The sequence below is a fragment of the Prosthecobacter sp. genome (genome assembly GCF_044378005.1).
In the GTDB taxonomy this organism is placed as follows: Bacteria; Verrucomicrobiota; Verrucomicrobiia; order Verrucomicrobiales; family Verrucomicrobiaceae; genus Prosthecobacter.
This window is the reverse complement of record NZ_JBILYB010000012.1, coordinates 1-13,631: the sequence shown is the minus strand read 5'-3', so window position 1 is coordinate 13,631 and position 13,631 is coordinate 1. Positions and strand designations below refer to the sequence as shown.

Annotated in this window: 5 protein-coding genes; 1 reads left to right on the top strand and 4 read right to left on the bottom strand. The window is 60.8% G+C overall.

Annotation, left to right across the window (positions count from 1 at the left end; translation table 11 throughout):
* Nucleotides 1–329 precede the first annotated feature (329 nt).
* Nucleotides 330–6,506, bottom strand: coding sequence for a Calx-beta domain-containing protein (locus tag AC6FTP_RS04390; protein WP_497205686.1), 6,177 nt, complete (start codon nucleotides 6,504–6,506; stop codon nucleotides 330–332).
* A gap of 54 nt (nucleotides 6,507–6,560) precedes the next feature.
* Entirely contained in the window at nucleotides 6,561–7,682 is a 1,122-nt protein-coding gene (locus tag AC6FTP_RS04385; protein ID WP_497205685.1) for a DUF642 domain-containing protein, read from the bottom strand.
* Nucleotides 7,683–7,756: 74 nt separating this feature from the next.
* Between AC6FTP_RS04385 and AC6FTP_RS04380 the strand changes: the two genes are divergently transcribed.
* Nucleotides 7,757–8,494, top strand: a complete 738-nt coding sequence (locus AC6FTP_RS04380; protein WP_497205684.1) for an RNA polymerase sigma factor — start codon at nucleotides 7,757–7,759, stop codon at nucleotides 8,492–8,494.
* A gap of 9 nt (nucleotides 8,495–8,503) precedes the next feature.
* Here the strand turns inward: AC6FTP_RS04380 and AC6FTP_RS04375 are convergent, their stop codons facing one another.
* A complete protein-coding gene (locus AC6FTP_RS04375) occupies nucleotides 8,504–11,284 on the bottom strand; it encodes a protein kinase domain-containing protein (RefSeq protein ID WP_497205683.1) in 2,781 nt (926 codons plus the stop codon).
* A 68-nt stretch (nucleotides 11,285–11,352) separates the two neighbouring features.
* The coding region (locus AC6FTP_RS04370) for a CehA/McbA family metallohydrolase (RefSeq protein WP_497205682.1) at nucleotides 11,353–13,631 on the bottom strand (2,279 nt) is incomplete at its 5' end.

The following is a 13,631-nucleotide window of genomic DNA, read 5'->3' as shown; positions in this document are numbered from 1 at the left end:
GCCGTCCCGCCCCTCACCCAGCCTCTCCCCTCAGGGGAGAGGAGCCGGTCTTTTCGCCGCCGCAGACAGGATCGCCGAACGACGTTTCCCTCTCCCCCGAGGGGCGAGGGCCAGGGTGAGGGGAGGCGGTCCAGCGTCCATGCCCTGCGCACCACGCAAAAGTCGCGAAGCGTCTTGGAGTGCGGCGGCTGTGACGCCGCTTTCCGGGGGCTCCTCGTTTTTGTTCGCTGTGGGGGCCGTCGAAAGCGGTGTCGCCGGGGCAGGCTTGCGCCGTGCCCCTGTGCCACCGCACTCCAAAACGCTGCCGCGACGCTCCGCCGGGGGCGTCGTCAGGGATCGCCGATCCCGCCTTGGAGACTGGCGCCGTCATCGCCGATCAGGGACATGACGTCTTGATTGGCGAGGGCTTCGGGATCGAGGACGACGCCGGCACCGTCGTTGGCGACGACGCTGCCGATGTCTTTTTGGAGGACGACATCGGCAAGGCTGGCGCCATCCATGCCGAGGAGGGTGTTGATGATCTTGGACATCTCGACGGGCGGGATCTGCTTGCTGCCGATCTCGACGATGTTGCCGCCACCAGCGGCGACGATGTTGCCACCACCGGCGGCGACGATGTTCCCACCACCTGCGGCGACGATGTTCCCACCTCCAGCAGCGACGATATTACCGCCACCGGCGGCGACGATGTTGCCACCGCCCGCCGCGACGGTGCTCGGGGGATTGGCGAAGGTAATGAAGCCGAGGGGGGCGAGACCGGCGCCGTCATTGGAGACGACGTTTCCGCCACCAGCAGCGACGATGTTCCCACCGCCTGCAGCGACGATGTTGCCGCCACCACCGGCGACGATACTGTTCACGGTGTGGAGTTCGTTAAGGATTTGATGAACGTTACGGTAGGCATTGGTGGTGCCGCCGACGAGGACCTGCTGGCCTGTGGTGGCACCTGCGACGAGAGCGATGCTGCTGGGGATTGATCCGGGATACACAATATAGGATTTCTCGGGCACCTTGCCATCCAGCAGATGGCCGGGTCCGATGATGGCACTCCTGCCGCGGCCCAAGGGAATGACGAGAGTGCCATTGTCCATCTGCACGAAGTCGGCTCCGCCTAGGCTGACGACATTCGAGTAGAGGGTGATCTGTTTGGTAAAGTCACCGAAGAGGATGCGCAGGCTTTCATCCACCCAGTTGCCGAAGCCCTGCATGACGTCGCCGACGCCCTGCCACCAGTCCACGGCACCACTGCCATCCTTGATGACTTTGATGGTGATCGGGCTGGCGGACCTGGCGGCGGCGTTGCTGACGGAGATGTAAGCGGATTTGTCGGTGATCGAGCTGCCGGGGAAGAACCGGTTGACTTCGACGGTCATTTTGACGCAGTAGATGGCAGAGGGCGGGATGTTGGCGAACTTCCAACGCACGACGTCAACGGTGCCGTCCTCGGGCCGACGCTTGCCTGCGATCTGCTCGATCTTGAAGTGACCGGGGCCGAAGTAGGTTGATTTGGAGTCGTCACCCGCCACCGGACTGTATCCCAGAGGGTCAGCGGAGAACAGCCTTGTCCCGTAAGGCACCTGCATCGCCACCTCGCCCGCGCCGGAGATTTCATCGCCCATGTTGCCAAAGAAGATGAAGAAGTCGCATAGATTACCTTCCTGGACGGAGGCATAAGAGATTCGTCCGATGAAGACACGCGTGGCGGTAGGCGTCTGCTGGATCGGGGTGGTGATGGTGAAGCTGCCGTCGGCGTTCATCTTCGCGACGACGGGCGGAAGTGGCATGGCGTCGGTGGCTTTTTTCCCGGCGGGAGGCGGGGCGGAGATAGAGGTGGTCGTGACCTTGGTGGCGACGACGCGGGGGGCGATGAGGGCGCTGTAGTTCTTGAGCAGGCCCTTCACGAGTAGTGTGGGAGGGAACGGCGTGGTCATGTTTAACACGAGCTGGCGGGTGACGGTGGCACCAGGGGCGACCTCGCCGATATCAAAGACGGCAGTGCCGGGTGAGCCGGTGATGGCTGCATCGTAGGTGGCGTTGCGTTTGTCGATGGGCTGGCGTCCGCTGAGGGTGGTGAAGCCCGCTGGGATGGGGATGCGGAGCTGGGTGTCGTTGGCGAAGAAGTCGCCTTTGTTCGTGAAGGTGAGGTCGTAGGCGATCTGATAAACGCCGGGCGTGCCGCCGATGAAGCCGTTGTCGCGCGGGCGTGGGCGCTCCATGGCGAACTCAAGTTTGGCGACGACTTTGGCAAACTCGATGGGCGGTGTGCCGATGACGGGGTAGTAGAAGTCCGGGCAGGTGAGCTCCAAGCCCGCGCCTTTTTTATGCACGGCGGAGCTGAGCGCGGCGATGTATTCACCACGCGCGACTTTGGGCGTGAGCTGCACGCGGTAGGTGAGTTTGTGCGTGTTCGGCGCGGTCATCGGCGGGAGATCGCCGAGGTCGTACGAGAAGGTGCGGATGGCCTCGGGGCCGTCGTATTTGCCGTTGCCGTTCTGGTCGAGGAACTCGGATTTGCCGGAGGCGAAGTCGGTCAGGTCTTTCTTGCCGGTGGTGTCGATGATGCCGTCGTTGTCGCGGTCGATGAAGGGCTCACCGCCGGGGGAGATCAGGCTGCCATTCACATCGAAGAAGAGGAAGTCGGCGGAGCTGTTTTGCACGTTGCCGTTGATGCTGAATTTGCGCATGAAGGCATCGGTGTCATAGACGAAGCGGCGGAGGGTGCCTGCGGTCACATCGGTGGTGAAGTTCAGTACGACGCCAGTGGCGGTCTTGGAGAGGGTGAACTCGGTGGCCGAGGGCACGGTCTTGACGAAATAGATCGTGGTCATGGTTAGCCCGGCTCCACCCGTGAGGTAGGGGAGGCGGACTTTCTGGCCGACGGTGAGTTGATGAGGGACTTCGGAGGTGAAGGTATCCGTGAGGGCGGAGCCGATGATGGGGTTGTCGGCATTGATCTCGGTTTCGAAGGGGATGCCGTCGTAGATCTCGGTCTCGGCGGCGGTGGCGGTGCCATAGTTCCAGGCACCGATCTCATACTCGATCTGGCGTCTGCCATCGACGAAGATGCCCGCGATGTCGGAACTGCCGAGCTTCGTCAGGGTGTCTGAGACGGCGAGCTTTTGCAGGCCGATCTCTGGACGTGAGGTGGGCGGCACGGCGGAGACGAAAGTACGGGCGATGTCGGAGAAGGGAATGTAGCCGCCGCGCGCGGCGATGACGCCGCCGCTGGGTGGTGTGCCGGTGAAGTCGAAGTTCAGGTTTTGGATCTGTATATTGAAGGACTCGCCATTGCGCGTGAGCTTTTCAAAGAGGTCGTAGGCGACGCGCACGGTGAAGCGCAACTGGCGTGAGCCGCCCGCCTCGATGTCGCCGACATTCCAGGTGAGCATGCCATTGTGGGGCGTGAAGCCAGGCTCGGTCAGTCCGACGGGTGTTGTGATAAGATCGGAAGCCGGGACGCCAACGCCGAGGTAGTTGCCATTGCCAGCGCCGTAGGCGGCGGTGATCAGGCGCGCGCCGGTCGGCACTTGGTCCGTGACTTTGCCGCCGGTGACGAGGTAGCTGGCTTCATTGCGGATGGTGAGGGTGTAAGTGATGAGATCGCCGGCAACGACGATGCTCTTGTCCTTCGCGGCGGTGATCTTGATCGGAGGCGAGACGGTGGTGCGGAAGGTGGGCATGAAGACCTCTTTGCCAGTGCCGATCTTGTAGGTGAGCCGGTCGTTTTGGATGAGGCGGTTGTACTCGATCTGTTCGACGGAGTTCACCTGGACGGTGAGGAATTCATTCACCTCGGCCCCGGCGTTGATATTGCCGACATTCCACTGCGTGTCGGTGGTGACGCCGTTCGCACCTTTCACCTCTTTGAAATAGGGGGCGATGGCATGGCTGGCGGAATCAAAGCGGGTGCTCTGAGGCAGGCGGCTGTTGAGCAAGACTTTGGTGGCCGTGGCGGTGCCGATGTTTTTGCATTTGATGCTGTAGGTGATGAACTCGCTGGGCTTCACGGTGAGGCCGGAGAGATCCGAATCTGTGGCGACCTTCATGGTCAGCTCCAACACGGGAGCTGCATTGATGGTGAAGGGACCGACGACAGGGCCGGCATTGCTGCGGTGCTTCAGCGCGTAGGAGCGGGTGCGGAAGTAAAGCTTACCGACGGGGAATTTACGAGTCTCCCCCACCCAGGTCAGACTGGTGTTGGTGGAGCGTGAAAGCAGCGGCTCGGGCAGATTCAGCCAACTGCCCGCATCTTTGGGATTCGTGGTGTACTGCACCTTCACCTGGATGTCTGCGAGGTCCCAGCCCTGCTCCTGACGGGCTTTGAAGGAGAGTGTATCCCCTGATTTGCCAGTGCCCGTCTTCATCAGTTTGCCATTCACCGCGACGGTGAACTCATTGCATGGTGGAGTGAAGGGCTGGACGCTGCTGTCGCTGTCGCCGATCGTGACGGTAGTGCTGGCAATGCCGCCCAAGTCCACATCGAGAGGAGCCACCAAGGTGAGCTCGAGGGTTTCATCGAGCTCCTGGTCCTCGGCATCGAGCAGTGGGGTGACGATGATGGTTTTCTCAGACTCGCCATCGGCAAAGACGAGCGGGCTTTCGGAGAGGGTGAAGTCCAGTCCTTCAATGGCCGTGCCAGCGGTGACGGTGAACGGCACCTCGATCTCGCCAGCGGTCAATCCTGTCCTGACCACGCGGACGGTGATGGGCTCTTCGTCATCTTCATTACCCGCATAATTGGCGGCCTGGAAAGCGACGAGCTGTGAGATGGCGAGCGCGGTTTTGGGCTGTTTGAAGACTGGCTGGAAGGCATTCCCACCGCTGCTGGGAAGCGTGATTGGGATGAGTGGGTTGAGCGTTTCGTCGATCTCTTCGGGCTTGATAAGCTCGATCCGGTGTGTGCCAGAGTCATCGGTTTCCAGGGCCAGAAATGCGCCATCGGAACTCCAGGAGACATACTGGGGGGCATGGCTGGTGACGAGATCTGTCGTCAGCTTCTCTCGTGGGTTGTTGGTCGCGTGCTCGGGGATCAGCGCACCGGAGCCCGTGTCCACGGTGAGCAGCGACACACGCGCAGCACTGGTGGACGGATTTTCTTCAACGAAGGCGATCCGCGAGCCATCTGCCGACCATGCGACAGACTTCTTCTGCGTGGCGAAGTCTGAGGGCAGGGTCAGAGTGACCGTGGCAGACACACCTGGGATGATATCACCAGCACCATCCATGACCTGGAAAGCCTGGATGAGGCTGCCCTCGGTGAGGGCGAGATATTTGCCGTTCGGGCTCCAAGCGAGATTCGGCTCACCGGAGAAACTGGTGAACACATCGATCAGTGGATTCGTGGATGCATCGAAGGGCAGCGGGGCGCCATTTTCGTCCAGGGCTGCAATCACCTGGATGTGTGAACTTGAGTCCGCATACGCGATGTGGATGCCATCCGCCGACCACGCCGGGATGGCATTGAAGAGAACCTCTGAGCTTGAGTCTTCGAGGATGTTCACCGGGACATTGGTCGTGCCGTTCATGGACTCCGCCTTCATCACGAAAAGCTCACCCGAGAACGTGGTGAAGGCCACCATCAGGCCATTCGGACTCATGGCGCAGCGGATAGGGCTGAAGGTGTTGTCGGTCAGGACGACTTTGTCCGAGCCGTCCGCCTCCATCAGCACCAGCTCCGACGAGCCAAACGAGCCGCGCGTGTAGAGGATGCGCCCGGGTGAGACGACCTCGAATGAAGTAGAGAACTGAGTTTTGGTGTCCTGAAAATTCGTCGCCGCTGCGACCACCCGGAAGAAGCGAGTGCCCGCAGGAATGAGGGTGGCATCCAAAGTCCACGCGCTGCCGTTCCGCGTCATCTGCCCTCCGCCCGGAAGATCGGTCCAGCTCCCCTCATTATCGGGAGTCAGCGTACTCTGCACCCGCAGGAAAAGACCTGCCGCTGCCGAGTCGAGGGTGGCCGTGAAGGTCCAGGGATCACCGGGTTCACCAGTGACAATGAAAAAGTCCTCCGGCACTGGCAGCACCACGGGCGGGCTGATTTGGCCTGGCTGGAAAGAAGCACGCCTGCCGCCGGGGGTGCCTGTACCAGAGTTGGTGATCTCTGTGAGAGCCACGCTTGGATTGGTGATCACATCCTCAAGCGCCGGATTGATCGAAAACAGAGTGTTCAACTCCGGCACGCCTGCGAACCGATAGCCATAGATGACCCGGCTGCCGTCTGTGCTCCAGGAAGGTTCCGAGACGTAGTTTGGCGCCTCGTGAACATAATCTGGATTCCATCCCCCGGATTGGTCGCGGAAGAGAGATACCCTGCCGTCATTGAAGCCATCGTCAGCCACGGGAAGGATGTCCCCACCCGCCGCCAGCGGCTCTCGCACCGTGAGGAAGGCGATGTCCGTTTTGTCCGGAATGCCAGGAGGTGCGGGAAGCAGGGAAGATAGAATGATCCGCGTTCCATCCGGACTCCATGCCGGGAAGTCGTTGCCGACAAAAATGCCGCCCGTCACTTTGTTCGGAGCGTTGCTTTCCGCACTTTCAGGTGTCAGCGTCCCAGCGCCATTCTAAATCTCCAGCGCCCAGAGGGATTGGCTATCGGAATAGGCCAGGAACCTCCCATCCGGACTCCACGCAGGATTCTGCGCCTGGGCATTCACGCTGGTCACCTTCACGGCCATATTGGAAACGCCTTCAGGTGTGATATTGCCGGCGCCATCCACCGTCTCCAGCACGTAAATCTGCGGGTCAAAGGCGTCCGCAAAAGCAAGGCGTCTGCCATTGGGTGACCAGCAGATGCGTCCAAGGGGGCTGACGTTTTCACGGACCATCACTGCGGGATTGTCCATCGGGTCCAGAGGCTCCGCCTTCATGACCCACAGTTTCGGGCCATCCAGCCCCTGCTTCGCCACAAAGGCCACGTGGGTTCCATCAGCGGTGAGGGCGGCATAGCCGTAATTGGAGAATTCCGAACCGGCGATGGCAGTGCGGTTGCCTCCACCTGCGTTCATGAGCACCAGTTCCACGCCGTGTCCGTCCGAGTCATTGACGAAGGCGGTGGTGAACTGCTGATAGACGATTTTCCCGCTTTCTCCGCCGCCCAAAGGAATCACAACGACGCCGTCCAGCGCCCAATTTTCCGGGAGGCCGGCGGTGACGGTGGTATCCGTAAATGTCAGCCGGGTGGAGGTGGAGGTGGCTGTGAAACGGTAGGCAGTGCCCTGTGACCATTGGTTTTCATGAGGCGGAATGGAAGTCTCCACCACAGGTGCCAACGACAGGCCGAAATCCTCATCAAACGCCTCCACCGCGACTGCCTGATCTGTGGGGTCTTCCCCCTGCGTCTGGGTGACCCAAAATACCACCTCATAGGTCATGCCTGTAACCGTGGTGAAGGTCCGTGACAACTGTCCACCCGTCTCCCCGGCGAGACCGAACTCGACGAAGTGCGTGCCAGCCAGCGCGTCGGTCCCGGCGGCATTGCCATTCTTCACATAAGCCAGCCCGCCTGAAATGGGGACATCCCATCCTTCCACAATATCGCCTCCTATCAGCGCCTCACTAGTGGTCGCGCCTGGCAGCCCTGGGCTTTCAAAGCTCCCATTCATGAAGGGGGCACCATACAGCTTTGCTCCGCAGCAGAACATAGTGGCAATGATCAGACATGGAAGAATTCGAATTGTTTTCATGCAGGAATAGTGGTGGATAAATCTTCCTTTACCCGGCAGGCACAGATTGTTTCAGACCGTTTTTAAAAAATCCAATGCCCCAACCATCTCCAAGCCCTGACTTCCCCTCCACCCGCTGGACGCTCGTGCGCCAAGTGCAGGCGGGCAGCGAGGTGGATGCGCGGCTGGCGATGGAGGAGATCTGCCGCACCTACTGGTATGCCATCTATGCCTTCGCCCGCCGCCAGGGCTTCCCAGCGGCGGATGCGGAAGATGTGACGCAGGTGTTTTTTCAAAACCTGGTGACTCGCGAGACCATCCAGGCTGCTCGTGAGGAAAAAGGCAAACTGCGCACCTTCATGCTGGCGATGCTGCGGCAGATCATCTCGAAGCAACTGCGCCACGAGAATGCAGAGAAGCGTGGTGCTGGTGCTCACAATGTCATCTCCTTCGACGATGCGCTGGCGGAGCAGCTCTACTCCCAGGAGCCTCCCGGCAATCACGACACCGACCGCCTCTTCGATCGCGCTTGGGCCGCCAGTGTGCTCAGTGCCGCTGAGACAAAGCTGCGAGCGGATTACCAAAAGGCCGACAACATGGAGGCCTTCGAGCAACTGCGCGAATTCCTGCCGCTGGGCGACAACGCCACGCCCTACGCCGAGGCGGCAAAGCACCTGCATATCAACGAAGCCACGCTGCGTCTCCAAATCCACCGCATGCGCAAGCGCTACGGCAAGCTCATCGAGGCAGAGATCGCCCACACTGTGAGCGACCCGTCTGAGGTGAAATCCGAGCTGGAGCACCTCATGGAAGTAATTGGCAAAGGAGGCTAAATTCCCAGATCATCCTTCAGGCAGCTCCTTTATTTCGCACTCTGGCAGCGCAGTTTTCAGATCGGCGATGCCCTTTGCTGTGATCGCAGTTCCTGCGAGGGTGAGAGTCTTCAGTCCACGCAGCTTCTTCAACTGCTGGAGGCCTGCATCCGTAATCTTGGTGGTGCCGGTCAGTGAGAGTGCCGTGAGCCTGCGCTTGTCAGCGATAAGACTCAGCCCACGCCCCGTGAAACTGCTCCAGCCCTCGATTCTGAGGGAATTGAGAAAACTTAATCGTTCGAGATGGATCAGCTCAGCATCCGGCAATGGCAGCGGACCGGGTGATGCAGCTTTAAAGACAAAGGTGTACAACCGTGTGAGGTCGCGCACGCATGACAGCGCCCTGCCATCATCTATCGCATTCATGCGCAGGTCGGAGATGCTATGAACGCGGGAGAGGATTTCCAAATGCTCACGCGCAGCAGCATCCACATGCAGCGTGCCGATGCGTACACGCCCGATGACCAGCGGCCCGGCAGGCAGTTCGGAAAACTTCCGCAGGTTGCGGCTTTCGCCTTTGAGCAGCAGATCAGGGCCGTGGGACTCAGATGAGACTGGATCTGAAGACAGAGGCAAAGTGAAGAGCCAGGCCGCCAGCTTGCGCACTTCTTGATCCGTCACCGTGGGAGCGGTGGCAGGCGCTGGGGCGGCAGAGTCCCACTCCACCAAGTAGCCACAGCGGTTGGAATAATGCACTGGGGACCAAGCGGAAAGGCCGCCGCCACCACCATTGTTATGCTGGCGGAGACGCGGTGTGCGCGCAGTCGGCGGCTTCGCCAGAGACCAGCAGGTGTACTCAAAGGGTTCGCCAGTGACCCATTGCCAGCCGTTGCCGCTTTCCAGGGGTTTCCCCCCGATCCACCAGCCTCGCTCCGGCAGTGCCCGCTTATCTTGCGATGGCAGATGAGGGGAGAATTGCGTCCACACCCAGTGGTTTTCCTCTGCGCTTGTCAGTGTGGCCAGATGCCCGCCGAGGCTCGCCGCGTTGGCCTCAGCCTCCATCCAAGTGAAGGCTCCTGGGATGTATTGATATCGATGCCCGCGAAACTCCACCGGCGGCACTTCAGGCAGTGTCTTCCCTTCATCACCGGTCACCCGCATTGCCTCCGCTGAGTGAATGGCGATCTGTGCCCTGTGGCTGCCGATGGCAAACACCGGCCGACGCGTGAGCGACGAAAGATAGAGTGGAGGTGACTGGCTGAGTTGTTTCCAGTCACCCTTCCACCGATAAACTTCGACACCGTCGATCCACGCAGCCATACCTTCATCGCGGAGAAGCAGACGTATCTCGCGGGCTTGCCCGATCGGAAGAAAAGAGGCGGTCTGACGCCGCACCCAGGAGCTGTCCCTGTCCGCATTGGCACCATTCAGCGTCGTCATCCCGACGAACGAAACCCTATGACTCTGCCGCTGGTCAGAAAAGAGGATCCCACCCGATGAATCTCCATGTCTGAAGCCGAGATGCACCAGGCCATCCTCCCCGGAAAGCTTGGTGATGCGAAAGCGCAGATCACAAGCACCAGTCTCGTCCCACGACAGACCACACAGAGACGGCTGGGCTGCGGAGGCTGGCGGTCCATGAATGCTGCCATCGATGGACACCCAGTTTCCTTGCAGAGATCTCCGCAGGACGCCGCCATCGTTTTTGAGCATGTTCTTCCATGAAGAAGATGGGTCTGATGGCTCCATGCTTGTCTCTTGATCGTCAGAGTGCATGTGGCTGATGACCAACCCGACCATGCCACCGAGCACCAACGCCGACATCACACCTGCCATCGCCACACGGCCCCAGGCGATGCGACGACGCAGCGCCACTTGCTGCGTAATTTTGGTCAATGCCCTGTCTGATTCGGCAGTCGCAAGCAATCGTTCCCGGCAAGGGGAGCGGACTGCACTTAATAGCTCGCGCATCTCAGCAACACTCTGCTGCCGCTCCTCGCGATCCTCTTCCATGGCCTGGCAAATGATGGCATCAAATCTCGCGTCGAGGCCCGGCACCTTCTGCGATGGCAACTTGAACATTCCACGAGGCAGATCGCCTGTGAGCATCTGGTAAAGCAGCACACCCAACGAGTAGATGTCCGCGCGATGGTCTGCCGTGCTGGCTTTGGAAAAAACCTCCGGCGCGGCATAGCCGTGGCTGCCCATCGTGGTGCCGGAAAGCGTCAGTGATGCGGTCTCCGGCGCGTCGATCTTCGCCAGGCCGAAGTCCGCCACCTTCACCTTTCCATCGCGACTGATGAGGATGTTTGAGGGCTTGATGTCACGATGCACCATGCCTTCCGCATGAGCACAGGTCAGGGCATCACACACCGCCAGTACGATGCGCAAAGCCTCCTCCACCGGCAGCTTTCCCTCGCTCTCGATTCGCTTTGCCAAGTCCGTGCCCTCCACAAACTCCATCACATAAAATAGCTGCCCATCGCTCGTCGTGCCGAAGTCATGCACTGGCACAATGCACGGATGCGAAAGTCGCGCCATCGCCTGCGCCTCCACCTTGAACCGAGCCGCGAAATCCATGTTCCCCTGCCCCATGTGCACCGACAGCAACTTCACCGCCACGATGCGATCCAGCGCCACCTGCCGCGCCTTGAAGACCATCCCCATCCCACCACGCCCGATGAAGTCGAGCACTTCATAGTTCGGCAGGATGTCCTGCAAAACATTCGCCTCCAGGAGATGCCCATGCCCAATCGCCCCCGACGATGGCTGTCGGCTGGATGCTTGAGATGGATCGTCCGGGGCTCTCATGAGACGCCCGGATTATCTGTGTGTTTGACTCAGCGGCTAGCGCAAAAGCAACGGATCAGGTGATTCGATCACTTCTTCTCCAGCAGCGCCTTGGCTTTGTCCGCCGTCATGCCCATCGTGGGCAGATCGTAGCCGAGGGTGTCGCCATTGGGTTTGAAGCCGTTGCCATCGGCATCGACGTAGATGGGGTTGTTGTAGGCGCAGGGGCGCATTTTGGCGTAGTCGCTGGTGCCGAAGCCGACCTTCGAGTCACCGTCTTCATCCATGGCGACGACGATGAGATGGGCGTCATGTTGCAGCGGCACGTGAATCGTCTGCTCAAACTTCACGACGCCGTCCTGGAACATCTTGGGGTTCGCAGCGCGGGTGAAGTTCAGCTTCGGATCGGCCTTGGAATTCACCAGCACCTGCACGCGGTCGATGTCGATCCAGTCGGTGCATTGCACGCGGACTTTGAGGTCGATGCCGCCCGTAGCGCGGTCGTCATCACCGGCGATCTTGCCGTTCTGCGTGGTGACTTCGAGGAAGGGACCGGTGGTCAGCACCATGTTGCCCTGCTTCACACGCGGGGAGAGTTCGGCCCAGTCGATCTTGGCGGGCTCGTCCGTGCTGCTGGGGATGTAGCCGCGCCAGCAGCCGACACCATTCCCATACACGCTGTGCGCATCCGCAACGCCGACGGCGACGAGGCGATGCCCTTGATTCAGGAGCTGACGCCAGACGAACTCGCGCACGGTGCTGGCTTTGGCGGCGAGGGCACCTGGAGCGCGGCTAACTTTAAAGGGTGCGTCGTGGAGGATGTCGGTGCCGGGGCCGTTTTCGGTCTCGGTGGCATCGATCATGCCGCCGACGCCGACGAAGCCGCCATCAGCGATGCCATCGCCATCGCGGTCGATGAACATGTTGCTCAGGTCGGGATGATTGAACTGGATGTAGCGGTCGGCGCGCTCGCCCTGCCAGCGGCGGAGGGTGAGGGCGGTGATGCGTGGGTCGTCATTCCAGACGGGAGCACCGCCGTCCTGCATGAGGGGATCTGGCTCGAAGGGGAAGGCATTGAAGTGCTGGCGGCTGCCGGTGAGCTCCATGCCTTTGACGGTCTTGATGTGAGCTTCGAGGCCGAGGGCCTTGATGGTGGGCTCCCAGTCGTAAAGTCGGTTATGCTCGGTCGTCGGCGCGAACTCCAGGTGCTCGACGGCGATGTTGATGAGTCGGCCATCGGTGTCGCAGACGTTGTCGCCGCTCGGCGTGCTGTGGTTGTGGAAGTCGCTGCTGATCCAGCCCTTCGTATCCACGAGGCGCTTCAGCGTGCCTTTGAAGACAAACTCCTGCCCGGCGGCGAGGGTCACGTCTTGAGCCAGATGGCCATACTCGGGACCACGAACCACGACGACGTGATATTTCCCCGGCGGGAGCTGCTGGGTGAACTGGCCCTTCTCGCTGTGATACTGATCCACACAGCCATGGGCACGCCATTTAGGGCCGAGATTCAGCTTCGGCGCGCCTTCATCCAGCGGGGCAAAGTGCGCTTTGTAGGGGATGGACTGGCCGGACGCATCCGTAATGTCGAAGCGGATGCGGGAGGCATCAGCGAGAGCAACCTTCGGCGAGGTGGTCTCACCTTCAGCGACGATGAGGCTGACCTTGCCCTGCGGACGACCGAGGTCATCGATGAGCAGTTCAGCGGGACCGATCGGCAGCTTGAGGCTGTAGCTGCCCTCAGCATCGGGATAGGCGGTGAGCGTCTTCTTGCCATCCATGACGGAGATCGCGGCCGTGGCGATCCCCTTGCCATCGGCTCCGACGATCTGGCCGCTGATGCTGCCAAGCTTCACGCCCTTCACGGCGCGTGCTTCTCCCACGGCCTGCGCGGGTGAGGTGCCCACGGCAAAGAAGCGCGCGATCACGACCTCCTGTTTGGGCGCGAGCTCGATGGTCTCTGCCAGCTTCTCGATGCCCGTGAGACTCAGCGTGACGAGTGCGTAGCCGCATTTGTGCGCGGGATTGATGGCGTCCGCCCAGCGGATGTCGTCAGCAGTCTCGCCGGTGCTGTCAAACTTGGTCAGGTCGTCCTTGGTGCTGACCTTCTGCGCCGCATCAGATTCATTGCGGAGGATGGTGGTGATGAAGATGCCCTGGATGCCGTCTTTGACGCGGTATTCGTTGCGCTTGAAGACGCCGCCATTCTTCGCCGCCGTCTTCACGGACTCCACCGCAGCCTCGCCTCCGCTCTTGGTGGCGACGGTTTTCACATACGAGACCTCGCCATGGCCGGCGGGGCCGTAACAAACGAGCTGATCATTGGCCGCACCACGCAGAGTCAGATCGTAGAGGCAGCCCGGCGAGACGC

Excerpts from the sequence above, each read along its gene's own strand:
- AC6FTP_RS04380 (WP_497205684.1), top strand. The coding sequence starts at position 7,757 with ATGCCCCAACCATCTCCAAGCCCTGACTTCCCCTCCACCCGCTGGACG.
- AC6FTP_RS04385 (WP_497205685.1), bottom strand. The coding sequence starts at position 7,682 with ATGAAAACAATTCGAATTCTTCCATGTCTGATCATTGCCACTATGTTC.
- AC6FTP_RS04375 (WP_497205683.1), bottom strand. The coding sequence starts at position 11,284 with ATGAGAGCCCCGGACGATCCATCTCAAGCATCCAGCCGACAGCCATCG.